The sequence below is a fragment of the Actinomadura vinacea genome (assembly GCF_039532545.1).
Taxonomy (GTDB): domain Bacteria; phylum Actinomycetota; class Actinomycetes; order Streptosporangiales; family Streptosporangiaceae; genus Spirillospora; species Spirillospora vinacea.
In genome coordinates, this window is sequence record NZ_BAAARW010000011.1 from 313,440 (window position 1) to 338,318 (window position 24,879).

The window sequence follows — 24,879 nt, forward strand, 5'->3', positions numbered from 1 at the left end:
GCCGGGTCTCTCGGCCACCCCTTTCATGTGCTCAGCGCGTGAAGACGCCCAGGGCGTCGTAGACGTGCCAGGAGCCGATCTGCTTGTCGATGGTCAGGACGTTCTCCCCTGCCTTGAGGGCGGCCGCGGGGAGGGGCAGTTCGACATAGGACGGCTTGAGCGGTGTACCGGGAAGCGTTGCGTCGCCTTCCAGCGAGCCCCTCGTGCCGCCGTTCTCCAGCTTGACCTCGCGCACCGGGGTGCCGTTGAGCGCGAGCTTGATCGTGCCGGCGAGGGAGGCGTGGGTGTCCACGAGCCAGATGGCCAGCCACGTCTCGCCGGTCGGGACGCTCTCCAAGGGGAAGCGGAACGTGGCCCGGCTCGCCTTGCTCCCCGCCCAGGAGTCGGACGGTCCGGGCTGGATGTAGGCCCAGTCCGCCCCCGGGCTGCTCTTCCCGTAGGTGTAGTCGGGCCCGTTGGGAAACCGCGTCCGGTACTGGGCGTAGCCCGCGGGGGCCAGTGCGAGCTCCAGGGTCTTGTGGTCGAAGTTCCCTACAGTGGCCAGAGCCTTGCCGGAGACGGTCACCGACTCGGCGCTGTGGGCGGAGATCTCCGCGGACGGGCGGCTGCGGTTACCGGCGGCGTCCACGACGACGACGCGGTAGTGCCAGTCCTGGCGGCGTCCGCCCATACGGTCGTGTACGAAGAACCCGTAGACGGTCTTGCCGATGAGGGTGTCCGGGCCGATGGCGAAGCCGGGCGACTTCGAGCCGTAGACGGCGTAGTGGTCGACCAGGGGTTCGTATGCCTCGCCCTTCCAGGTGAGACGGATCCGGCCGATCTCGCTGGCGGCGCGCAGGCGCTCCACTGGACGCGGACCGCGCCCGGCGGTGAGGCCGAGGGCGGATCGGCGGCTGAGGGTGGTCATCGGGTCACACCTCTCGGTTCAGGCCGGGCCGGCCGGCCTCGGTCACGAAGCGCGCCGCGGTGCTGACCGGGGCGCCGGGCTGGCGGACGTAGGCGACGGTCTTGTACTCGGAGGTGAGCCGGTCCGGGGTGAGCGTGCAGCTCACATAGCCGCGGCGGGCGTTGTAGAGCTTGACGTGCGGGTTGCCCAGCCAGATCGGGGCCAGCGAGTCGGTCTCGCCGCCGTCGCCGTCGGAGCCGATCGAACCGGTGACCAGCTCGGTGCCGATCGTCCGGGAGCCGGGGTCCTTCCAGTCGGCCTTCAGGTCGGCGGCGACATGGCGGTGGATGTCGCCGGACAGCACCACCGGGTTGGCGATCTTGTGCCGGGCGAAGGCGGACCAGAGCCGGTCGCGGTTGGCCGGGAAGCCGTCCCACATGTCGTTGCTGTAGAGCTCGCCCGCGCCCGTGTCGCGGTCGATCTGGGCCATGACGACGCCGGTGCCGAGCAGGTTCCAGGTGGCGTCGGACTTGCCGAGGCCGTCGTACAGCCACTTCTCCTGGCGGGCGCCGAGGATGGTGCGGCGCGGGTCGTGCCGTTCGGGGGAGTTGTCGATGACGGCGCCCGCCGGGTAGACGTCGCGGTACTGCCGGTTGTCGAGCATGTCGATCTGCGCGAGGCGTCCCCACCGGTAGCGCCGGTAGAGGGCCAGGTCGGGGCCTTCGGGACGCATCACGCTGCGCAGCGGCAGGTTCTCGTAGAAGGCGCGGTACGCCACGGCCCGGCGGCGCATGAAGTCGGCGGGCGGGATGCCCGTCTCCGACCACTCGTCGGCGTAGTTGTTCTGCACCTCGTGGTCGTCGGTGGTGAAGATCCAGGGCGCGTTGGCGTGCGCGGCCTGCAGGTTGTGGTCGGCCTTGAACAGGGCGTACCGCAAGCGGTGCTGCTCGAGGGTCTGGATCTCGACGGCGTGCTCTGGGCCGGGCAGGGGAACGCCCTCGCGCCACATGTTGGTCTGGGTGATGCCGTACTCGTAGATGTAGTCGCCCAGGAAGAAGACCAGGTCGAGGTCCTCTTTGGCCATGTGCTCGTATGCCGTGAAGTGCCCGTGGTACCAGGCGGCACAGGACGCGCTGGCGAATCGCAGCCCGGACGGCATCGCCTTAGGGTCGGGCGCCGTTTTCGTGCGTCCCACAGGGCTCAGCTCAGAACCGGCACGGAAACGGTAGAAGTACTCCCGGCCGGGACGCAGCCCGTGCACCTCCGCGTGGACGGAGTGCGCCAGTTCGGGCGTCGCCGTGGCCTGCCCTCGCTTCACCACGCGGGTGAACTTCTCGTCCTCGGCGACCTCGTACTGGACGGTGTAGGGCCGCAGCGGCATGCCGCCGTGCCCGTCCGGAGCCAGCGGGACGGGCGCCAGGCGCGTCCACAGCACGACGCCGTCGGGCAGCGGGTCACCGGACGCGACGCCCAGCGCGAACGGGTCGGCCGGTACCTTGCCGCCGGCGTTCTCCTCGGCGGCGGCGTGACCGGTGCCGACCGCGAACGCGGCGGCGCTGACACCGGTCATGGCCAGGAACGACCGGCGTCTCGGGGCGGGCAGGGGGGATCTCATGCGTGTACTCCAGAGGGATAGGACCCCGCTCGGGGGTGACTGGAGGAATCTTGGGCACAGTGGGTGGACGGGACCCGTCCTGCGGATCAACCCGCGATGAGCAGCGGTGGGATCACTTGAGACCGCCGGAGGTGAGGCCGGCGACGATGCGGCGCTGGAAGGCCAGCACCACCAGCACCAGCGGAACGGTGACGACGACCCCGGCCGCCATCTGGGTGCCGAACGGCTGGTCGTATCCGTGCTGTCCGGTGAACTGGGCGACGATGACGTTGGCGGTCTTCATTTGGAATCTTCGAGGAGAGCCCAATCTTCACTTCAGGCTGGGACGGATCAGGTTCCCTGCGGATCAGAGCAGAGACAACCGTTTGGTCGCCAACGCGAAGCGGCGTCCACCATCCGAACACCCGAACACCCGAGTTTTGCAAGCTGATGTTGCTAGCTTGTGGGCATGTCGACCGTGCATGTGAAGCGGGCGTTCAAGTACCGCTTCTACCCGACGCCCGAGCAGGCCGCAGAGCTTGCCCGGACGTTCGGGTGCGTGCGGAAGGTCTATAACCTGGCGCTGGCCGCCCGCACCGAGGCGTGGACGCTGCGTCAGGAGCGGGTGAACTACAACGCCACCTCGGTAATGCTGACGGCATGGAAGAAGACCGAGGACCTGGCCTACCTCAACGAGGTGTCCTCGGTTCCCCTCCAGCAGGCCTTGCGGCACCTGCAGATGGCCTTTACCCACTTCTTCGCCAAGAGGGCCAGATACCCGCGCTTCAAGAGCCGGAAGAAGTCCCGCAGGTCCGCGGAGTACACGACCAGTGCGTTCCGGTTCCGGGAGGGGAGGCTGACGCTGGCGAAGATGGCCGAGCCCTTGGACATCGTGTGGTCCCGCCCTCTGCCCGAGGACGCGCAGCCGTCCACGGTGACGGTGTCCCAGGACGCGGCTGGGCGCTGGTTCGTATCCCTTCTGGTGGCAGATCCCGCTGTCCTGCCGCTGGCGGCGAACCAGAACGCGGTCGGCGTGGATGCGGGGCTGGAGCACCTGCTGACTTTGTCCACCGGGGAGAAGATCGCCAACCCCCGGCACGAGCGGCGCGACCGGGAGCGGCTCGCCAAGCTCCAGCGGGAACTGTCCCGCAAGGCCAGAGGCGAGGGGACCAACCGCGCCAAAGCCAGACGGAGGGTCGCCAGGATCCATGCCCGGATCACCGACCGCAGGCGTGATCACCTGCACAAGCTGACCACTCGGCTCGTTCGTGAGAACCAAACGATCGTGATCGAGGACCTGGCCGTCCGTAACATGGTCAAGAACCGCAGTCTCGCCCGCGCCATCTCCGACGCGGCTTGGAGCGACTTCCGGGGCCTGCTGGAGTACAAGGCAGCCTGGTACGGCCGTGAGGTGATTGCGGTCGACCGCTGGTTTCCCTCCTCCAAACTGTGCTCTGAGTGCGGCACCGTGCGGGACACGATGCCGCTGAACCTTCGCATCTGGACGTGCGGGTGCGGTGCGTCCCATGACCGGGACGTGAACGCCGCCAAGAACCTTCTGGCCGCCGGACGGGCGGTGTCGGCCTGTGGAGCCGGTGTAAGACCTCAACGGGAGTCCTCTCGGACGGGGCGGTCGGCAGTGAAGCAGGAAACCCACGGGGCGACCCGTGGACTTCCCCGCCTTCAGACAGGGAAGGACGTCAACGACTGCTCGTTGACCAGCCGGCCGCGCCTCCGGCGATGAGTTTCCTGGTCATCGGTTCCCGGTACCTTTCGCGGGGGAGTGGGGGGAGCCGGCGGGTTCGCCCTGCCCGGCGGGGATGTGGACGACCGTGCCGGTGTGCCGCGCCCGCTCGGCCGCCCACACCACCCGGTGGGAGTCCAGGCTCTGCCGGCCGCTGGAGCTGAGCGGGGCGGGGTCGCCGGTGGCCAGCGCCTCGACGAACGCGTCGGCCAGCGCCTCGTCGGCCGCGTCGTGCCGGCCGTCGGAGGCCTCGTGCTCGCCGCCCGGCCCGGTGTCGAAGGTCTCCAGCCCGCCGGTGACGAAGTCGCGCAGCGAGATCCGCACGCCGTCGCCCTCGATGCAGCCGGCCGAGCCGAAGATCCGGGTCTGCCGCTGGGCGTACGGGGAGAACGCGGTCACGGTGAAGGTCCCGGTCGCCCCGGACGGGAACTCCATGTTCACCACCTGGTGGTCGACCACGTCGTTGTCGCAGGCGTACACGCAGCGCCCGTACGGGCCCTCGCGCAGCGCCTTCAGCACCCCCTCCTCGGTCAGGTCGTGGGTGATCGCGCCCAGCGGCCAGGTCTCCAGCCCGGCGTCGCCGAGGCAGGACAGGTAGAGCCGCTTGGCCGAGTAGGCGCAGCTCTGCTCGACGGGGCAGTCCAGGCAGCGGTCGGCGGCCTCGGCCGGGCGGTTGGCGGGGCGCAGGTGCGACAGCCGCCCGAACGAGCCGACGCGGGACGGCCGCTCGCCCATCACGTGGATGATCCAGTCGATGTCGTGCACCGACTTGGTCATCAGCATCGGGCCGGACTCGTCCTCCCGGCGCCAGTTGCCGCGCACGTAGGAGTGGGCGTGGTGCCACCAGCCGACCGGTTCCAGATGCTGGACGCTGATCGGCGTCCCGATCCGGCCGTCCTCGATCAGCCGCCGGATCGCGCGGGTGTAGGGCGTATAACGGAGCACGTGACAGACGGCGAGCATGGTCCCCGCGCGCTCGGCGGCGGCGACCACTCGTTCCGCGTCGGCCTCCGTGGTGGCCATCGGCTTCTCCAGCAGGATGTGGTAGCCCTGCCCGGCCAGCCGCACCGCCGGTTCGGCGTGCTCGGCGTCCTGGGTCGCGATGATCACACCGTCGGCCGGCCGGCCGCCGGACTCGCCGGCGGCGACCAGCTCGCGCCAGCCCGCGAAGACCCGTTCGGGCGGGATCCGGTGCTCGGCGGCGAACCGCTCGCGCCGCACCGGATCCGGCTCGGCCACCGCGACCACCCGGCCGCGGCCGGCGGCCCGCACGCGCCGCGCGTAGGTGGCGCCGCGCAGTCCCGCCCCCACGACCGCGACCGCGGGCCCCGTGGTGTCGACCGCGTCCAACCCGTCACCTGCCCTCTGAGCTGCGACGTCCCTTTACGAAGGGACATTTCATAAGTAGTTTGGCAATAATGTCGTCGGTCCGCCCGTCCCTGTCAAGGGCCGATTTCAAACAAGAGGTGACGTGTCCGAACCTTTCGAGGGGGGCCGACCCCCCGCGCCTTCCGGCAAGGCAGGGAGCTCCCTGCACGGGGGCGATCCCTCGGTGCTCCGCCGGCTCAACTCCGCCGCCACCCTGCGCGCGCTGCGCGCCGGCGGCGAGCCCACCCTCAGCGAACTGGCCCGGCAGGTCGGGCTGTCCCGCCCGACGACCGAGGGCGTGGTCGCCGAGCTGGCCGACCGCGGCCTGGTGACCGAGGTGGCCCCGCGCTCGGGTACCGGCCTGGGCCGGCCCGCCCGCCGCTACCGCTTCCGCGCCGACGCCGGCCACGCCCTCGGGCTCGACATCGACGCGCACCGGGTCCAGCTCTTCCTCGCCGACCTCAACGGCGAGGTCATCGGCTCGCACCGCGCCGACCTCGACGTCGGCTGGGACGCCGCCGAACGGCTCGGCGCCGTCCGTGCCGCCGTCAAGACCTGCCTCACCGAGTCCGGGATCGAGCGCGCCTCGCTGTGGGCGGTGGCCGCCGGCACCCCCGGCGTGGTCGCCCCCGACGGCTCGGTGGTGTTCTGCACCGTCGTCCCCGACTGGCAGGGCCTTCACCTCGGCCGCGAGCTGAGCCGCTCCTTCCCCTGCCCGGTGTACGTGGAGAACGACGCCAACCTCGCCGCCATGGCCGAGCGCTGGCGCGGCATCGCCCAGGACGCCGACGACGTGGTCTGCGTGCTGGCCGGGCTGCACACCGGCGTCGGCGCCATCATCGGCGGCCGGCTGCACCGCGGCAGGTCCGGTGCGGCGGGCGAGGTGGGGATGCTGCCCGAACTGGGCCTGCGCGACACCATGGCCGCCCTCACCGGCGCGCCCATCGGCCGCTTCGGGCCCGGGGAGGCCGAGGTCGAGGGGGTGCTCGCCGCCGCGCAGCTCGACGACCCCGAGGCGGTCGCCCTGCTGGAGCGGCTCGCCGCCCGGATGAGCCGGGGCGTCGCGGCGATGGCCCTGGCCATCGACCCCGAGATGATCGTCGTCGGCGGCGCGATGACCCGGGCCGGCGACCGGCTCATCCACGAGCTGCGGCGGCGGGTGCGGCCGCTGTGCCTCACCCCGGTCCGCATCGAGGCGTCCACGCTCGGCGACGAGGCCGTCGGGCTCGGCGCGGTGCGGCTCGCCCTGGACCGGATCGACGAGGGCCTCTTCCGCATCGACTAGCGGACCGAGTACCGGGCGGGGGCGGGGTTCGGCAGGTTTTGATCAAGACGGGCGAGGAGCGTTGACGGGGTCCCAGGCGCCGCCTAGCGTCCCAGGGATAGAGGTTAACCTCGTCCGTTCACCGCTGTTTCGGGCCTTGTCAGGGGGCGGCCCGTGAGGAGGCGCCGCGTCCCATGCCCGCACGCTTTCCGCTCCCGCGCTCCCCGCTCCCGCCAGGCTTCCGGGGCCGCCCGGCGATCGCCGTCCTGGCGATCGCCGCGCTCGTCCTGACCCTCTTCCAGGGCGCCGCCACGGCCGCCCCCCGCCTCGCCCCGCCACCGGACGCCTACACCTACCTGGACGATCCGCAGATGATCGCCGAGGGCCAGGAACCCGCCCACTCCGTCCTGCGGCCCGCCGACGCCCGCCGCTGGACCCGCACCCTGGACGGCGAGTGGCGGCTCAAGATGGCCGAACGCCCCGGCGAGGTCCCCGCCGGCTTCTACGGCAAGGACTACGACACCTCCGGCTGGTCCGAGGTGAAGGTGCCGCACACCTGGCAGAGCGACCGGCTCGACCACCCGGTGTTCCGCAACATCCCCACCGAGGTGTGGCCGGACGACCCGCCCAGGACGCCGCGCGACATCAACCCGACCGGCGCCTACGTCAAGACCTTCGACATCCCCGAGGACTGGGACGGCAGGCGCACGTTCCTCCGCTTCGAAGGCGTCACCAGCGCCTACTTCGTGTGGGTGAACGGCGAGTACGCGGGCTACGACCAGGGCGGCTACACGCCCGCCGAGTTCGACATCAGCGACCATGCGCGTCCCGGCCGCAACACGGTCGCGGTCCAGGTGCACCGGTGGAGCGCGGGCTCCTACCTGGAGGACGTCGACCAGTGGCGGTACAGCGGCATCTTCCGCTCCGTCTGGGCCTACTCCACGCCCAAGACGTACGTGCGCGACGCCGCGATCACCACCGACCTCGACCCCGCCTACCGGGACGCGACCCTCAACGCCACCCTCACCCTCGCGAGCAAGCAGGGCACCCAGGGCGACCACACGGTGAAGGCGACCCTTCTGGACGCCCGGAACCGTCCGGTGAAGACCTTCTCCGGAAAGACGTCCGTCACCGGCGGCACCGCGACGCTCCGCCTCAGCGCACCCATTTCCAACCCCGCGAAATGGACCGACGAGACGCCCGACCTCTACACGCTCCGAATGGAGCTGTCCGACCCGTCCGGAAAGGTCACCCACACCACCAGCGAGACGGTCGGCTTCCGCGAGATCGAGATCAGGGACAGACAGGTCCTGGTGAACGGCAAGCGCATCCTCATCAAGGGCGTGAACCGTCCCGAGACCGACGCCGACACCGGACGGCACCAGACGCGGCAGCGGCAGGAATCCGATGTCGCGCTGATGAAGCGGCTGAACATCAACGCGATCCGCACCGCGCACTACCCGTCCGACCCCTACCTGTACGAACTCGCCGACAGACGGGGGCTGTGGATCGATGACGAGGTCGACATCGAGACCCACAACTACGAGGACTGCACGAAACCCGCGGGAGACCCGCAGGACTGCCTCGCGGACCGTCCCGAATGGCAGAAGGCCTTCCTCGAACGCTTCCAGGCGATGGTCGCCCGCGACAAGAACCACCCCAGCGTCTTCCTCTGGGACACCGGAAACGAAGCGGGACTGGGCGCAGCCCACACCAAGATGGCCGAATGGGCGCGGGCGACCGACCCGACCCGCCCCCTCTACCACCAGGGCAACAGCCCCGACGGTGACGCCCCCTTCGCGGACGTGTGGGGCCCGCGCTACCCGACCCCGGCCAGGCTCGAACAGCAGGCGGCGTCCACCCGGAAACCCATCATCATGGGCGAGTACGCCCACGCCATGGGCAACAGCCTGGGCAACTTCCGCGAATTCTGGGAAGTCGTCCGGCGCCACCCCCAGGTACAGGGCGGCTTCATATGGGACTGGGCCGAGGGCAACATCCGGCACCCCCTCATCACCACACCCGACGCCTCGGGCAACAACATCATGGCCTGGCTCCAGGGCATGCCCAAGACGGTCGACGGCCACAAAGGCAAAGCCCTCTACTTCTCCGGCCTGGACGATTTCGTCGAGGTCTACCGCGACCGCAAACTCGACCTCACCGGGAATGCCGTCACGCTCGACGCATGGGTGAAACCCGCCCGCCCCTGGACGGGCGACTTCACCATCATGACGAAGGGCGACCACCAGTACGGCCTCAAGATGTCGAACGAAACGACCCTGGAGTTCTACATCTACAGCGGCGGTACATGGCGCACCGTTCGCGCGCCCGTACCGTCCAACTGGTACGACACCTGGCACCGGGTCACAGGCGCCTATGACGGCGCCGCACTGCGCCTCTACGTCGACGGGCGTGAAGCCGCCCGGGTCCCGTACACGGGGAACATCGACTGGTCGTCCGGGGACGTCAACATCGGCCGCAACTCCGGGACCATGCAGGACAACTACAAAGGCCGCATGGCCAAGGGAACCATCGACGACGTCCGCATCTACGGGCGTGCCCTGTCACCTTCCGAGATGGCCACGGGAGCCGACCCGGCCAAGGACGCCGTCCTCGCCCTCGACTTCGACGACTTCCAAAAGAAGGGCACGTTCCTCTCCAACGGCCAGAGCCTTTCCGGAGTGGACGGCCTGGTCGGCACCGACCGCTACCTCCAGCCCGAACTTGCGCAACTCGCCTGGGTCCACTCACCCATCCGCGTCACCCGCGCGGGCGGGCAGGTGGCGGTCACCAGTGAGCGCTCCTTCAGCGGCACCTCCGACCTGGAACTGCGCTGGCGCTACACCGAAGGCCGCCGCACCGTCCGTTCGGGCACCCAGCCGCTCTCCTTGCCGCCGGGCGGCTCCACCCAGGTGACGATCCCGTCCGCCCCGTCCGAGAACGAGCGCTGGCTGAGCGTGGACGTCGTCCTCAAGGAGAAGACCTGGTACGCCCCGTCCGGGCACGTGGTCGGCTTCGGCCAGTTCCCCGCAGGCGGCTCCACCGTCCCCGGCGTGAAGAAGACGCCCACCGGAACCGTGAAGACGGCCCGGAACGGCGACGACGTCATCGTCACCGGACGCGATTTCCGGTACGTCTTCGCCAAGGGCACCATCACCTCGATGCGCTACAAGGGCACCGAACTGATCCGTACCGGCCCGGAGCTCGACGTGTGGCGCCCGCCCATCAGCAACGAGACCTACACCTGGGGCCGCGCCGAAGGCGAGGACTGGCGCAAGGCCGGCCTGGACCGTCTCACCACCACCCCGGGCCAGATCACCGTCACGGGGGATCCGTCCAAGGTCACCGTGCAAATCCCCAGCAAGGTCACCGGCACCGGCAACGCCTCCTTCGACCAGACCACGACCTACGCCATCGACGGGTCCGGCCAGGTCGAGCTCAGCCACCAGGTGGTGCCCCAGGGCAGCGCACGCTCCCTGCCCTACCTGGCCCGCGTGGGCTACACCGTCAAGATGCCGGACCGCTTCAAGACCCTCGCCTGGTACGGCCGAGGCCCGGTGGAGAACTACAACGACCGCAAGGACGGCACCCGCATGGGCGTCTGGTCCTCCTCCCTGGACGACCAGTACGTCTCCTACTACCGCCCACAGGACTACGGCAACCACGACGACGTCCGCTGGGCCATGCTCACCGACGGCCGCGCAGGCCTCCTGGTAGGCGGAGACCTGGAAGTGAGCGCCACCCAGTACGACGACCTGGACCGCGCCCTCTACCCCTTCGCCCGGCAACGCAACAAGGGCTGGAACACCCTGCACGTGAACCATGCCGTGACCGGCGTGGGCGACACCCCCAACCCCGTCCGTCCCGAGTACCAGGTACGCCCGGACCGCACCTACTCGTACACCACCATCCTCCGCCCGCTGACCCCCCAGGAGGCCCGCACGACAACCCCCGGCTGACCCCCGTCCCCCGGCCCGCCGCCACCAGCGGCGGGCCGGACGGCAGCCCTGACCAGGGTCGGCGCCGCTCTCAGGCGACGATGATGAGAGGGTTCTCCAGCAGCTCGGCGAGGCGGGCCAGGAAGGCCGCGCCGGTGGCGCCGTCGCAGGCGCGGTGGTCGACCGACAGCGTCACCGACAGGCGCTTGCCCGGGACGACCTGCCCGTCGCGGACGACCGGCTCGTCGCGTACCGCGCCGACCGCCAGGATCGCCGCCTCCGGCGGGTTGATCACGGCGGCGAAGCTCGCGATGCCGTACATGCCGAGGTTGCTGACGCTGAACGTGCCGCCGCTCATCTCCTGCATGGACAGCTTGCCCTCGCGCGCCTTCCCGGCCAGTTCGCGGGTCTCGGCGCCGATCCGCGAGACGCTCTTGCGGTCGGCGTCCTTGACCACCGGGACGAGCAGGCCGTCGTCGACCGCCACGGCGACGCCGACGTTCACCCTCTTGTGGACGAGCAGCTCGTCCTCGGAATAGGAGACGTTCACGGCGGGGTGCTCGAGCAGCGCCGTGGCGCACGCCTTCACGATCAGGTCGTTCACGCTGACCTTGGCGGGCGCGAGCGCGGTGTTGAGCGTGGCCCGGAACGCCAGCAGCGCCTCGGCGTCGACCTCGCGGGTGAGGTAGAAGTGCGGCGCGTCCCGTTTGCTCTCGGTGAGGCGGCGGGCCGCGACCTTGCGGAAGCGGTTGAGCGGGACGCGCTCGACGTCCTCGTCCGCGACCTGCACGGCGCGCGCGGGCGCCGGCGCGGCTGCCGGGGCGGCCGCGGGGGCGGCTGCGGGGGCGGCCGCGGGGGCGTCGGCGCGTATGGCGGCCTCGATGTCCGCTCGGACGATCCGGCCGCCGGGGCCGCTGCCGTTCAGCTTGGCCAGGTCGATCCCGTGGTCGCGGGCCAGCCTGCGTGCCAGCGGCGACGACGGCGGACGCGATCCGCGCGGCGCGGCGGGCGCGGTCGGCGCGGGCGCGGCCGGAGCGGGCGCGGCCGGAGCGGGCGCGGCGGCGGCCGGCACCGGGGCCGCTTCCTCGGCGGCGGGCTCCGGGGCCTCGGTCCTGGTCTGGGCCTCGACCTTGGTGCCGGCCGGGACGATGACCGCGATGGGCGCGCCGATCTTGGCCGACTCGCCCTCCTTGACCAGGATCTCGCCGAGCACGCCGTCCTCGTAGGCCTCGTACTCCATGACGGCCTTGTCGGTCTCGATGTCGACGATCACATCGCCGGTGCTGATCGCGTCCCCCGGCTGCTTCTGCCAGGAGCTGATGACGCCCTCCTCCATGGTGTCGGAGAGGCGGGGCATGAGGATCTCGGTCATGAGGCGGTGGTCTCCAGAGGTGCGCGGCCGGTCGCGCGGAGCGTGTCGCGGACGGCGGTGAGGAGGGAGTCGGCGGAGGGCAGCGCGGCCAGCTCCAGCGGCTTGGCGTACGGGAGGGGCACCTCGGCCATCGCCACCCGGCGGACGGGGGCGTCCAGCCAGTCGAAGGCGCCCTCCTGGATGGTCGCGGCGATCTCGGCGCCGATGCCGTAGGTCAGCCAGTCGTCCTCGGCGACGACGGCGCAGCCGGTGCGGCGCACCGACTCCACGATGGTCTGCCGGTCGAGCGGGCGCAGGCTGCGCAGGTCGACGACCTCGGCGGAGACCCCCTCCCCGGCGAGCGTCTCGGCGACCTCGGCGGCGACCCGCGCCATCCGCGAGTAGCCGATGATCGTGATGTCGGTGCCGGGCCGGGTGACGGCGGCGCGCCCGATCTCGGCGGGCTCGACGCCGGCGACGTCGTCGGCCGGGAGCTCGCCCTTGGCGTTGTAGAGGGCGAGGTTCTCCAGGAACAGCACCGGGTCGTCGTCGCGGATCGCGGCCTTGAGCATGGCCGACGCCTCGGCGGGGGTGCTCGGCGCGACGACCTTCAGGCCCGGGATGAACGAGTAGAACAGCTCGACGTTCTGCGAGTGCGTGGCGCCCAGCTGCTGGCCGCCGCCGCCCGGGGTGCGGATGACCATCGGGACGCTGCACTGGCCGCCGAACATCCCGTAGATCTTGGCGGCGTGGTTGACGATCTGGTCCAGCGCGAGCAGCGAGAAGTTGATCGTCATGATCTCGACCACCGGGCGCAGCCCCAGCATGGCGGCGCCGATGGCCGCGCCGACGAACCCCTCCTCGGCGATCGGGGTGTCGCGGACGCGGCGCGGGCCGAACTCCTTGAGCAGCCCCTCGGTGATCTTGTACGAGCCCTCGAAGAGCCCGATCTCCTCGCCCATCAGGAAGACGTTCTCGTCGCGCAGCATCTCGGCGCGCAGCGTGTCCCGGAGGGCCTGGCGGTAGGTGACAAGTGCCATGGGTTCAGGACTCCTCAGGAACGGAACACCGGGTCGGCGGGCAGGCGGCGCAGCTCGCCCGCGACGGGGGTGGCGTAGGTGTAGTCGAACAGGGTGGACACCTCGGGCGCCGGGCTCTGGTCGGCGAACGCGGCGGCGGCCTCGACCTCGGCCCTGACCTCGGCCTCGACGGCGTCGCGGTCGGCGGCGGGCAGCACGCCGTCCTCCTCCAGGCGCGCGGCGAGCGCGGCGACCGGGTCCTGCTCCAGCAGCGCCTGCCGCTCCTCCTTGGTGCGGTAGCGGGCCGGGTCGACCACGGAGTGCCCGCGCAGCCGGGGGCTGACGGCCTCCAGCAGGTAGGGCCTGCTCTCGGCGCGGGCGCGCTCGACGGCCAGCCGGGCGGCGTCGCGGACGGCGAGCACGTCGGAGCCGTCCACCCGGGCGCTCTCCATCCGGTACGCGGCGCCGCGCCGGTACAGCTCGGGCTCGGCGGCGGACGCCTCGACGGTGGTGCCCATGCCCAGGCCGTTGTTGATCACGACGAAGACGGCGGGCAGGTTCCAGAGCGCGGCGATGTTGAGCGACTCGTGGAAGGCGCCGATGGCGGCGGTACCGTCGCCCATATGGCACATGACGACCTCGTCGCCGCCCTTGTAGGACACCGCGAGCGCGGCGCCGGTGGCCAGCGGGAGCTGCCCGCCGACGATGCCGTACCCGCCCAGCAGCCGGGCCTCGGCGTCGAACAGGTGCATGGACCCGCCCCAGCCCTTGGACACCCCGGTGGAGCGCCCGTACAGCTCGGCCATGACGCGGTCGGAGGAGATGCCCTTGGCGAGGGCGTAGCCGTGCTCACGGTAGTTGGTGAACAGGTAGTCGGTCGGGCGCAGCGCGGCCATCAGCCCGACGACCGTGGCCTCCTCGCCGAGGTTGAGGTGGCAGTAGCCGCCGATCTTGGCCTCGGTATAGGCGCGGGCGGCGCGTTCCTCGAACCGGCGGATCAGCAGCATCTGCCGGTAGTAGGCGACCAGCTCGTCCCGCTCGGCGGCGGGGGCCGCGGGCCCCGTCCCGTTCTGGGTGCGGGCCGCGGCGCCAGGGGCGGTGCCGGCCTTGTTCCGGGGCCGGGTCTCCGCGCGCCGCGCTTTGGTGGTCTCAGCCATCGGCGTTCTCCTCAGGGACTCGGGAGCGCGCCGCGGGGGTACCGCGGGACTCCACCCGATCATCATTGATCAATGATCGATCATATCTCTCCACGGGTCAGTATGCACTGATCCGGACGTTATCGGAACCGGGCGGCCATCTGGTGCTCCGCCCCTGACCTCTACCATTGGGCGCGTGAACGTCTCCGCTCAGCTGCTGCGCACCGGTCTGGCCGACCAGATCCGGGAGTTCATCGTCGAGGGGATCAGCTCGGGCCGCTGGGAGCCGGGGGAGCGCATCGTCGAGCGCCGCATCGCCACCGAGCTGGGCGTCAGCCAGGGACCCGTCCGCGAGGCGCTGCGCCAGCTGGAGGCACTGCGGCTGGTGGAGAGCCTGCCCAACCGCGGGGCCCGGGTGCGGGCCTTCACCGAACAGGACCTGGGCGAGATCTTCCCCGTCCGGGCTGGCCTGGAGCGCACCGCGGCCGAGCTGGCGCTGCCCCGCCTGGCCGAGCGGGTGGACGCCCTGGAGCGGCACAACGCCCTGCTGACCGCCGCCGCCGAGACCGGCGACCTGCACGCGCAGATGCGGCTGAGCATCGAGTTCCACCGCGAGGTGGTGGAGACCGCCGGCAACCGGCTGCTGATGTCGGTGTGGGAGTCGCTGGGCATCGAGCTGTGGACGACGCTGTCGCTGCGCCTGCACAAGACCGAGATCTACTCCAAGTCGGCCGAGCACGCCCTGCTGATCGAGGCGTTCCGCCGCCGGGACCCCGAGGCCCCGCGGATGCTGCACGACCACGTCATGAACTACGCCCCCTGACCCCGCCTGATCCACGCGGCCCGGGGTCCATTGTGCGACGGCTCACAGCGGTTTAGGCTGCACAAGGTCGAGAAACCTTCGAAACGTTTCGACGACCCGCCGTCGCCGAGCCTGAGGAGGGGCAGTGCTGGTCGCCGGGATCGATTCCTCGACGCAGTCGGTCAAGGTCGTGCTGTGCCGGGCCGAGGACGGGACGGTGGTCGGCTCGGCCGCCGCACCGCATCCCGACGGGACCGAATGCCATCCCCGGCACTGGTGGCAGGCGCTCGAACAGACCCGTGACCTGCTTGAACGGGCCGACGCCGTGGCCGTGGCCGCGCAGCAGCACGGGATGGTCGCGCTGGACGAGGACGGCGCGGTGGTCCGTCCCGCCCTGCTGTGGAACGACACCCGCTCGGCCCCGCAGGCCAGCGCCCTGGTCGCGGAGCTGGGCGGCGCCGAGACCTGGGCCGGGCGGGCCGGGAGCGTCCCGCTCGCCTCGTTCACCGTCAGCAAGCTGCGCTGGATGGCCGAGCACGAGCCGGACAACGCCCGCCGCACCGCCGCGGTCATGCTGCCGCACGACTGGCTGACCCTGCGGCTGGGCGCGCCGGAACCGGTCACCGACCGCGGCGACGCCTCCGGCACCGGTTACTGGTCGCCGGGCGAGGGCCGCTACCTGCCCGAGTTCGTCCGGGCCGCGCTCGGGCACGAGCCGGTGCTGCCGCGCGTGGCGGAGCCCGCCGAGACGGTGGGGGAGACGCCCTGGGGCGGACGGCTGGCGCCGGGCACCGGCGACAACATGGGCGCCGCGCTCGGCCTGGGCCTGGCGGAGGGCGACATGGTGGTGTCGATCGGCACGTCCGGCACCGTCTACGCGGTCGCGCCGCGCCCCGCCGCCGACGCCTCGGGGCTGGTCGCCGGGTTCGCCGACGCGACCGGGCGGTTCCTGCCGCTGGTGTGCACGCTGAACGCGGCGCGGGTGCTGACCTCGGCCGCCGCGCTGACCGGTGCCGACCTGGACGGCCTGGCGGGCTTGGCGCTGGCCGCCGAGCCGGGCGCCGGGGGCCTGACCCTGCTGCCCTACTTCGACGGGGAGCGGACGCCCGACCGGCCGGACGCCACCGCGACGCTGGCCGGGCTGACCACCTCCAACGCCACCCGGGAGAACCTGGCCCGGGCCGCCGTCGAGGCGCTGCTGTGCTCGCTGGCCGACGCCGCCGACCACCTGGTCGCGCAGGGCGCCCGGCCGCGCCGCGTCCTCCTGATCGGCGGCGGCGCCCGGTCGGCCGCGGTGCGGGCACTGGCCCCCGCGATCCTGGGTACGCCCGTGACCGTGCCCGAGCACGCCGAGTACGTGGCGCTCGGCGCCGCCCGCCAGGCGGCCTGGGCGCTGGCGGGGACGCCGGAGCCGCCGCGGTGGCCGGCGCCGCCCGCAACCGAGCACACCGCCGCCGCGGCGGACGCGACGGCGGTGGCGGAGATCCGCGGCCGGTACGCCCAGCTACGGGACGCCGGCCGGCTGCGCGACACCATTGGAGGACAGGACCTTTGAGGGACGATGTGAGCGACGACTCGCGCGACGGCCGTTTCGCCCCGCGGCCGCAGGACCGGTTCTCGTTCGGCATCTGGACGGTGGGCTGGCAGGGCGTGGACGTGTTCGGCCCCGGGACCCGCCCGCCGATGGCCGCCGACCGCGCCGTGCGCAAGCTGGCCGAGCTGGGCGCGTACGGCGTGAACTTCCACGACAACGACGTGTTCGACTTCGACGCCACCCCGTCCGAGCGGGACGAGCGGATCGGCGCCTTCCGCAAGGCCCTGGACGAGACCGGGCTGGTGGTGACGACCGCGACCACCAATCTCTTCTCGCACCCGGTCTTCAAGGACGGGGCGTTCACCGCCAACGACCGCGACGTGCGCCGGTTCGCGCTGCGCAAGGTGATGGACAACCTGGACCTGGCCGCCGAGCTGGGCGCCCGCACCTATGTGTGCTGGGGCGGCCGGGAGGGCGCCGAGTCGGGTGCGGCGAAGGACGTGCGGGTCGCTCTGGATCGCTACAAGGAGGCGTTCGACGTCCTGGCCGGCTACGTCGTGGAGAAGGGCTACGACCTGCGGTTCGCGATCGAGCCCAAGCCGAACGAGCCGCGCGGCGACATCCTGCTGCCGACCGTGGGGCACGCGCTGGCGTTCATCGACGCGCTGGAGCGTCCCGACCTGGTCGGCCTCAACCCCGAGGTCGGGCACGAGGAGATGGCCGGGCTCAACTACGCGCACGGCCTGGCGCAGGCGCTGTGGCACGGCAAGCTGTTCCACATCGACCTGAACGGCCAGAACGGGCCGCGCTACGACCAGGACCTGCGGTTCGGGGCCGGCAACGCGCGCGGCGCGTTCTGGGTGGTCGACCTGATCGAGAACAGCGACTACGACGGCCCGATCCACTTCGACTTCAAGCCGCCGCGCACCGAGGACGACGAGGGCGTGTGGGAGTCGGCGCGCGGCTGCATGCGCAATTGGCTGATCCTGCGGGAGCGGGTGCGGGCGTTCCGCGCCGATCCCGAGGTGGGGGAGGCCCTGCGCGCGGCGCGGGTGGACGAGCTGGCCGTCCCGACGCTGGCCGAGGGCGAGGGCTGGCAGGCCGTGCGCGACTTCACGCCCGACATCGAGGCGTTGGCCAAACGCGGCATGGCGTTCGAACGCCTCGACCAGCTCGCTCTGGAACACCTCTACGGCACCCGCTGACGGACCGCGGCGAGCGGGCGGCGGCTGGTCCGCCGTCCGCTCCCTGAGGCCGGATATGGGAGCGCTCCCATGCAATGTCGCAGGTCAGCGACTTGCGGGGAATTTGGCATGGTTCGACCTATTGTGTCGTAGTTCGCGGGCGGCTTACGATCCCCGCACGATCTTCAAATCGAAACGATTCGATTACCGGGCCCTCGAGACCACCCCCCGGAGGAAACCCATGATCAAGGCACGCCGGGGCGCGGCACTGCTGGCCGCGCTCGCCACGGGCTCCCTGGTGCTGGCCGCGTGCGGAGGAGGCGGCGAGTCGAATCCCGACGAGCTGCGCCTGTGGCACTACGAGGCCCCCAACAGCGCCATGGGCGTCGCCTGGAGCCAGGCGATCAAGGAGTTCGAGAGCACCCATCCCGGCGTCAAGGTGAAGTTCGAGGAGAAGGGCTTCGAGCAGATCCAGAAGACCGCCCCGATGGTGCTCAACTCCAAGGACGCCCCCGACGTCATGGAGTACAACAAGGGCAACGCGACCGCCGGCATGCTGTCCCGGCAGGGCCTCCTGACGGACATGAGCGACGAGGTGGCCAAGCGCGGCTGGGACAAGCTGATCAACCCCAGCGTCCAGGTCACCTCCAAGTACGACGCCAAGGGCACCATGGGCGGCGGCAAATGGTTCGGGGTCCCCAACTACGCCGAGTACATGCAGGTCTACTACAACAAGGACCTGTTCGAGCGGCACCGCGTCAAGGTGCCGGCCACCTACGCCGAACTGGTCGAGGCGATGGACGCCTTCGTGAAGAAGGGCGTCACCCCGTTGACGAACGCGGGCGCCGAGTACATGGCGCACCAGTTCGTCTACCAGCTCGCCCTGGACAAGGCCGACCGCACCTGGGTGGACGCCTTCCAGCGCTACACGTCCAAGGCCAACCTGACCGACCCCGCCTGGACCTACGGCGCGGCCACGTTCACCGACTGGGTGAAGAAGGGCTACGTCGCCAAGAACTCCGTCGGACTCAAGGCCGAGGACGCGGGCGTGGCCTTCATGGGCGGCAAGTTCCCGATGATGTTCTCGGGCAGCTGGTGGTTCGGGCGCGTCGCCAAGGAGGTCAAGTTCGACTGGGACACCTTCGTGTGGCCCGGCGCGAAGCTGACGCCCGGCTCGGGCGGCAACCTGTGGGTCGTCCCCAAGGGCTCGAAGAACAAGAAGCTCGCCTACGACTTCATCGACATCACGATGAAGAAGCACATCCAGAACGCGCTGGGCAACGCGGGCGGCATCCCGGTGGCGGCCGACGCCGCGGCCATCACCGAGCCCAAGGCCAAGAAGCTCATCGAGAACTTCAACACCCTCGCCCAGAACAATGGCCTGGCCTACTACCCGGACTGGCCTGTGGCCGCGTTCTACGACAAGTGGGTGGCCGAGGTGCAGAAGCTCATGAACGGCCAGGCCACACCCGCCCAGGCGCTCGGCGAGGTCCAGAAGGCGTACGACGACGGCCTGCCCAAGTGACCTCTGCGGCTCACAAGAGGTCGCGGCGGGAACGCCTGGCGTACCTGCCCTACCTGATCCCCGGCCTGATCCTGTTCACCGCCGTCATCGGCGTGCCGTTCGTGATGAACCTCTACACCAGCTTCACCGAGTGGGAGGGCGTCGACTCGATCGCCGGGTTCTGGCCCGGCGGCGACTGGGTCGGCCTGGCCAACTACAGGGAGTTGGCCGGGGACGGGGAGTTCTGGGCGTCGTTCCGGCACAACGCCCTGGTCGTCGTGGCGATGGCGATCGCGCCGACCGCGATGGGCCTGGTGCTGGCGGCACTGCTCACCGACCTGATCGACCGCCATTTCGGCCCGCGCGCCGCCGGCTTCCTGCGGGCGTGCGTCTACCTGCCGCAGGTGCTGCCGATCGTGATCGCCGGCGTGGTGTGGAGCTGGCTGCTCAACCCCGACACCGGTGCGGTGAACGAGGTGCTGCGCGCGGCCGGCCTGGACTCGCTCGCCCGCGACTGGCTGGGCGAGCCGGGCACCGCGCTGTGGGCCGTGATGGCCGTCATGGTGTGGGTGCAGCTCGGGTTCCCGCTGGTGGTGTTCATGTCCGGCCTGCAGCGGGTGGAGCCGTCCCTGTACGAGGCGGCGGAGATCGACGGGGCGAACTGGTGGCGGCGGTTCCGGCACGTCACCGTGCCGCAGATCCGTCCGGAGATCTTCGTGGTGCTGCTGTGGACGACGATCGCGTCGCTCAAGGTGTTCGCCCCGATCTATGTGCTCACCAAGGGGGGCCCGGGCGGCGCGACCAACGTGCCTTCCTACTACTCGTACCAGAACTTCTTCGACAAGACCGAGGTCGGCTACGGCTCGGCGATCACCACCGTGCTCACACTGATCATCGTGGCGCTGACCGTGGTGTTCCTGCGCCTGCAGGGACGGGCGGGCCAGGAGCCGGAGGGGGAGCGATGACCACGACCCTCCCCGGATCGGGCACCAGGGCGCGGTCCGAGCGGGCGCCGGCGGGCCGGCCGCGCCGGCGCCGCCGCGGCCCGTCCGCGTACCTGGTGCTGGTGGCGCTGCTCGGGCTCGCCGGGGTCATGCTGATCCCGTTCGGCGTGGTGGTGCTGAACGCGCTGAAGACGCCGCAGGAGTACACCGCCAACGGCCCGCTGGCGCTGCCCGAAGGGCTGAACCTCGACGGGATCACCGGGTTCTGGGAGCGGACCGGCTTCGGCGGGGTGCTGCTGAACAGCGTGTTCATCAGCGGCTCGGTGGCGGTCCTGGCGGTGCTGCTGTCGGTGCTGAACGCCTACGCGCTGGGCATCGGGCGGATCAAGGGCCGGGTCTGGATCCTGGTGCTCCTGCTGCTGGCCAACACGCTGCCGCAGGAGGCGCTGGTCTACCCGCTGTACTTCCTGTCCAAGCAGGTCGGCCTGTACGACACCCGGCTCGCGGTGATCATCGTGTTCACGGTGATCCAGACCGCGTTCGGCACCTACCTGCTGTCGTCGGTGCTGGCGGCGTTCCCGCGCCCGCTGCTGGAGGCGGCGCGGATCGACGGCGCGAGCCGGTGGCAGGTGCTGTGGCGGGTGGTGGTGCCGGTGATCCGGCCGACCATGGCGGTGCTGCTGGTCTTCTTCTTCGTGTGGACCTGGAACGAGTTCCTGATCCCGCTGGTCTTCCTGGTCAGCAACGACAACCAGACGGTGTCGGTGGCGCTGGGCGTGCTGCAGGGGCAGCGGCTGATGGACGCGACCATGTCCAGCGCCGCCTCGCTGCTCGGCCTGCTGCCCACCGTGCTCTTCTTCCTGGTCTTCCAGCGCACGCTGTCCCGCGGCCTCACGGCAGGAGCGATCAAGTAATGAAGTTCAGTGACGGCTACTGGATGATGCGGGACGGCGTGCGCGCCGTGCACCCGGTCGAGGTCCTCGACTGCACGGCGTCCACCGCCCCGGGGGGCGCCTCGCTGGTCGTGCACGCGCCCGTCCAGCGCGTCCGGCACCGGGGCGACCTGCTGAAAGGGCCGCTGGTCACGTTCGAGTGCACGGCGCCGATGCCGGACGTCATCGGCGTGACGATCACCCACTTCGCCGGGGAGGAGCCGCGCGGCCCGGCGTTCGCGCTGGCCACCGATCCGCCCGCGGACGCGGCGGCGCACGTGGCCGAGGACGCGGCCGCGCTCACCTCGGGCGCGCTCACCGTGCGGTTCGGGCGCGGCGACGCGTGGGCGGTGGACTTCCTGGCCGGGGGCCGCCGGCTGACCGGCACCAGGCCCAAGGCGACCGCGATCATCGACACCGACGGCGGCCGGCACTACGTCCGCGAGCAGCTCGACCTCGGCGCGGACCATTTCGTGTACGGGCTCGGCGAGCGGTTCGGCCCGCTGGTGAAGAACGGCCAGTCGGTGGACGTCTGGAACGCCGACGGCGGCACCGCCAGCGAGCAGGCGTACAAGAACGTGCCGTTCTTCCTCACCAACGCGGGCTACGGCGTCTTCGTCGACCATCCGGGACGGGTGTCGTTCGAGGTGGCCTCGGAGGCGGTGGCGCGGGCGCAGTTCAGCGTCGAGGGCCAGTCGATGCGGTACTTCCTCATCTACGGCCCGACGCCCAAGGAGATCCTGCGCAAGTACACGGCGCTGACGGGACGGCCCGCCCGCGTCCCGGACTGGTCGTTCGGGCTGTGGCTGTCGACCTCGTTCACCACCTCCTACGACGAGGAGACCGTCTCCTCGTTCGTCGACGGAATGGCCGAGCGGGACCTGCCGCTGAGCGTCTTCCATTTCGACTGCTTCTGGATGCGCGAATTCCAGTGGTGCGATTTCGAATGGGATCCGCGCGTCTTCCCCGACCCGCCGGGGATGCTGCGCCGCCTCAAGGAGCGCGGCCTGCGGATCTCGGTCTGGATCAACCCGTACATCGCGCAGCGCTCGCCGCTGTTCGCCGAGGCGAAGGCGCGCGGCTACCTGCTCAAGCGCCCGAACGGCGACGTCTGGCAGTGGGACCTGTGGCAGCCGGGCCTCGCGGTGGTCGACTTCACCGACCCCGAGGCGCGCGAATGGTACGCGGCGAAACTGGAAGCGCTCATGGAACTGGGCGTCGACTGCTTCAAGACCGATTTCGGCGAGCGCATCCCGACCGACGTCGTCTACTTCGACGGCTCCGACCCCGAGCGGGCGCACAACTACTACGCCTACCTCTACAACCAGACGGTCTTCGAGCTGCTGCGCAAGCGGCGCGGCGAGGGCGAGGCGGTCGTGTTCGCCCGCTCCGCCACGGTGGGCGGGCAGCGGTTCCCGGTGCACTGGGGCGGGGACAGCGAGTCGACGTTCGAGGCCATGGGGGAGAGCCTGCGCGGGGGCCTGTCCCTGGGCATGTCGGGCTTCGGCTACTGGAGCCATGACATCGGCGGTTTCGAGGGGACGCCCGACCCGGGCCTGTTCAAGCGCTGGATCGCGTTCGGGCTGCTGTCGTCGCACAGCCGCCTGCACGGGAGCCATTCGTACCGGGTGCCGTGGCTGTTCGACGAGGAGTCGGTGCACGTCCTGCGGCACTTCACCCGCCTGAAAATGCGGTTGATGCCGTACCTGGCGAGGGCCGCGCGGCAGGCGTACGAGGAGGGCCTGCCCATCATGCGGGCGATGGTGCTGAACTTCCCGGACGACCCCGCGTGCACCCACCTGGAGCGCCAGTACATGCTGGGCGACGACCTGCTCGTGGCGCCGGTCTTCACCGCGGGCGACGAGGTGGCCTACTACGTCCCCGACGGCGTGTGGACGCACTATCTCACCGGCGAGCGGGTGCACGGCGGCCGGTGGGTGCGCGAACGGCACGCCTTCGACAGCCTGCCGCTGCTCGTGCGGCCCGGCGCGGTGATCCCCGAGGGCGCGGTCCAGGACCGTCCCGACTACGACCACGCGGACGGCGTGACGCTGCGCGTGTACGAGCCGCGGGACCGCGGCACCGTCACCACCGGGATCGGGACGGCGTCGTTCACCACCTCCCGGGACGGCGCCGTGATCACCGCGGCGGGCACCGGCCGGTGGAACCTGCTCCTGGTGAACGTCGATCCGGCGGCCGTCACCGTCGCGGGCGGCACGCTTGCCGAGCACGGTCAGGGCACGCTGATCCGCGCGACCGGCCGCGAGGTCGTCGTGAACATGGAAGGAGGCTCCCGATGAGCCTGCCCGAGGGCTTCCTGTGGGGGGCCGCCACCGCCGCGTACCAGATCGAGGGCGCCGCGAACGAGGACCGCCGCGCCCCCTCGATCTGGGACGCCTTCAGCCGCACCCCCGGCAAGACGCTGAACGGCGACACCGGCGACGTGGCCACCGACCACTACCACCGCTGGCGCGAGGACGTGGCCGCCATGGCCGAGCTGGGCATCTCGGCCTACCGGTTCTCCATCTCGTGGCCGCGCGTGATGCCGGGCGGCGCGCTCAACCGGAAGGGCGTCGACTTCTACTCGCGGCTCGTCGACGCGCTCCTGGAGAACGGGATCGCGCCCGTCGCGACCCTCTACCACTGGGACCTCCCGCAGGAACTGGAGGAGGCGGGCGGCTGGCCCGAGCGCGCCACCGCACACAGATTCGCCGAGTACGCCGCGCGGATGGCCCGCGCGCTGGGCGATCGCGTCCACACCTGGACGACGCTCAACGAGCCGTGGTGCTCGGCGTTCCTCGGCTACGCCAGCGGGGTGCACGCCCCCGGCCGCGCCGACCCGGTCGCCGGGCTCACCGCCGCGCACCACCTCAATCTCGCGCACGGGCTCGCCTCCCGGGAACTGCGGGCGGCGGCGGATCCGTCCGCCCGCCACTCGATCACGCTGAACCCGCACCACCTGCGCGGCGAGCCCGAGGCCGTGCGGCGCGTCGACGCCGTCGCCAACCGGATCTTCCTCGATCCGCTGACCGGCCGCGGTTACCCGCCCGACCTGCTGGAGGACACGGCGGCGCTCACCGACTGGGGGTTCGTCCAGGACGGCGACGAGAAGACCATCGCCGCGCCGCTGGACGTCCTCGGGGTCAACTACTACGCGCCGACGCTCGTCCACACCTGGGACGGCGTCTCGCCCCGGGCCGGCGCCGACGGGCACAAGCGGGGCGCCGCGACGCCGTTCGTCGGCTGCGAGGACGTCGAGTTCGCCGAGCAGCCCGGCCCGCACACCGCGATGGGCTGGCCGGTGGACGCGGCCGGCCTGGAGGAGATGCTGCTGGGGCTGCGCCGCGACCATCCCGCGCTGCCGCTGATGGTCACCGAGAACGGCGCCGCGTACGCCGACGCGGTCGGCCCCGACGGCCGGATCCGGGACGGCGACCGCATCGCCTACCTGCGCGACCACCTGGCGGCGATGCGGCGCGCGGTCGAGACCGGCGTGGACGTGCGCGGCTACTTCGCCTGGTCGCTGCTCGACAACTTCGAGTGGGCGTACGGCTACGACCGCCGCTTCGGGCTGATCCACGTCGATTACGCCACCGGGGAACGCCGCTGGAAGGACAGCGCCCACTGGTACAAGGAGGCGATCTCCCGGGGCGGCCCGGCGTGACCAGGCGGGGCGGTG

Annotated in this window: 18 protein-coding genes; 11 read left to right on the plus strand and 7 right to left on the minus strand. The window is 71.1% G+C overall.

Going from position 1 to position 24,879, the window contains the following annotated elements; translation table 11 throughout:
* Positions 1–31 precede the first annotated feature (31 nt).
* The 3 genes from ABD340_RS13165 to ABD340_RS13175 all read right to left on the minus strand — a co-directional run bounded on the left by ABD340_RS13165 (position 32) and on the right by ABD340_RS13175 (position 2,784).
* Positions 32–907 carry a polysaccharide lyase family protein gene (locus tag ABD340_RS13165; RefSeq protein WP_344589150.1) on the minus strand — a complete coding sequence of 292 codons (876 nt, stop codon included), beginning with the start codon at positions 905–907 and terminating at the stop codon, positions 32–34.
* 4 nt (positions 908–911) lie between these two features.
* Positions 912–2,501, minus strand: coding sequence for an alkaline phosphatase D family protein (locus ABD340_RS13170; protein ID WP_344589151.1), 1,590 nt, complete (start codon positions 2,499–2,501; stop codon positions 912–914).
* A gap of 112 nt (positions 2,502–2,613) precedes the next feature.
* Positions 2,614–2,784: a hypothetical protein gene (locus ABD340_RS13175; protein WP_344589152.1), complete on the minus strand. Its 171-nt coding sequence runs from the start codon at positions 2,782–2,784 to the stop codon at positions 2,614–2,616.
* A 165-nt stretch (positions 2,785–2,949) separates the two neighbouring features.
* Between ABD340_RS13175 and ABD340_RS13180 the strand changes: the two genes are divergently transcribed.
* A complete protein-coding gene (locus ABD340_RS13180; protein WP_344589153.1) occupies positions 2,950–4,224 on the plus strand; it encodes an RNA-guided endonuclease InsQ/TnpB family protein in 1,275 nt (424 codons plus the stop codon).
* Between the two features lie 9 nt (positions 4,225–4,233).
* On the opposite strand, the gene ABD340_RS13185 is transcribed toward ABD340_RS13180, so the two are convergent.
* The gene (locus ABD340_RS13185) at positions 4,234–5,574 is read right to left on the minus strand and encodes a Gfo/Idh/MocA family protein (protein WP_344589155.1); all 1,341 of its coding nucleotides are present in this window, start codon (positions 5,572–5,574) and stop codon (positions 4,234–4,236) included.
* A 202-nt stretch (positions 5,575–5,776) separates the two neighbouring features.
* Here ABD340_RS13185 and ABD340_RS13190 point away from each other — a divergent pair, with 202 nt between their 5' ends.
* The gene (locus ABD340_RS13190) at positions 5,777–6,877 is read left to right on the plus strand and encodes an ROK family transcriptional regulator (RefSeq protein ID WP_344589156.1); all 1,101 of its coding nucleotides are present in this window, start codon (positions 5,777–5,779) and stop codon (positions 6,875–6,877) included.
* A gap of 173 nt (positions 6,878–7,050) precedes the next feature.
* Complete coding sequence (locus ABD340_RS13195) at positions 7,051–10,815, plus strand: glycoside hydrolase family 2 TIM barrel-domain containing protein (RefSeq protein ID WP_344589157.1); 3,765 nt, start codon at positions 7,051–7,053, stop codon at positions 10,813–10,815.
* 70 nt (positions 10,816–10,885) lie between these two features.
* Here the strand turns inward: ABD340_RS13195 and ABD340_RS13200 are convergent, their stop codons facing one another.
* The 3 genes from ABD340_RS13200 to pdhA are packed head-to-tail and all read right to left on the minus strand — an operon-like array spanning position 10,886 to position 14,321.
* Entirely contained in the window at positions 10,886–12,166 is a 1,281-nt protein-coding gene (locus tag ABD340_RS13200) for a dihydrolipoamide acetyltransferase family protein (RefSeq protein ID WP_344589158.1), read from the minus strand.
* Positions 12,163–13,185 (minus strand): alpha-ketoacid dehydrogenase subunit beta, encoded by a 1,023-nt coding sequence (locus ABD340_RS13205; protein ID WP_344589159.1) that lies wholly within the window; start codon positions 13,183–13,185, stop codon positions 12,163–12,165. The genes ABD340_RS13200 and ABD340_RS13205 overlap by 4 nt, the downstream gene beginning before the upstream one ends.
* 14 nt (positions 13,186–13,199) lie before the next feature.
* Complete coding sequence (gene pdhA / locus ABD340_RS13210; protein WP_344589160.1) at positions 13,200–14,321, minus strand: pyruvate dehydrogenase (acetyl-transferring) E1 component subunit alpha; 1,122 nt, start codon at positions 14,319–14,321, stop codon at positions 13,200–13,202.
* Positions 14,322–14,496: 175 nt separating this feature from the next.
* Between pdhA and ABD340_RS13215 the strand changes: the two genes are divergently transcribed.
* The 8 genes from ABD340_RS13215 (at position 14,497) to ABD340_RS13250 (ending at position 24,864) form a co-directional block, all read left to right on the plus strand.
* Complete coding sequence (locus tag ABD340_RS13215; protein ID WP_344589161.1) at positions 14,497–15,123, plus strand: GntR family transcriptional regulator; 627 nt, start codon at positions 14,497–14,499, stop codon at positions 15,121–15,123.
* Between the two features lie 124 nt (positions 15,124–15,247).
* Positions 15,248–16,657 carry a xylulokinase gene (xylB, locus tag ABD340_RS13220; RefSeq protein ID WP_344589163.1) on the plus strand — a complete coding sequence of 470 codons (1,410 nt, stop codon included), beginning with the start codon at positions 15,248–15,250 and terminating at the stop codon, positions 16,655–16,657.
* A complete protein-coding gene (gene xylA / locus ABD340_RS13225; protein WP_344589165.1) occupies positions 16,654–17,841 on the plus strand; it encodes a xylose isomerase in 1,188 nt (395 codons plus the stop codon). Before xylB ends, xylA begins: the two co-directional genes overlap by 4 nt.
* 220 nt (positions 17,842–18,061) lie before the next feature.
* Positions 18,062–19,345 (plus strand): ABC transporter substrate-binding protein, encoded by a 1,284-nt coding sequence (locus ABD340_RS13230; RefSeq protein ID WP_344589166.1) that lies wholly within the window; start codon positions 18,062–18,064, stop codon positions 19,343–19,345.
* Positions 19,342–20,289, plus strand: coding sequence for a carbohydrate ABC transporter permease (locus tag ABD340_RS13235; RefSeq protein WP_344589168.1), 948 nt, complete (start codon positions 19,342–19,344; stop codon positions 20,287–20,289). The genes ABD340_RS13230 and ABD340_RS13235 overlap by 4 nt, the downstream gene beginning before the upstream one ends.
* Positions 20,286–21,182, plus strand: coding sequence for a carbohydrate ABC transporter permease (locus ABD340_RS13240; RefSeq protein WP_344589170.1), 897 nt, complete (start codon positions 20,286–20,288; stop codon positions 21,180–21,182). The genes ABD340_RS13235 and ABD340_RS13240 overlap by 4 nt, the downstream gene beginning before the upstream one ends.
* Positions 21,182–23,500 carry an alpha-xylosidase gene (gene yicI, locus ABD340_RS13245; protein ID WP_344589171.1) on the plus strand — a complete coding sequence of 773 codons (2,319 nt, stop codon included), beginning with the start codon at positions 21,182–21,184 and terminating at the stop codon, positions 23,498–23,500. Before ABD340_RS13240 ends, yicI begins: the two co-directional genes overlap by 1 nt.
* Entirely contained in the window at positions 23,497–24,864 is a 1,368-nt protein-coding gene (locus ABD340_RS13250; RefSeq protein ID WP_344589172.1) for a GH1 family beta-glucosidase, read from the plus strand. The genes yicI and ABD340_RS13250 overlap by 4 nt, the downstream gene beginning before the upstream one ends.
* Positions 24,865–24,879 lie beyond the last annotated feature (15 nt).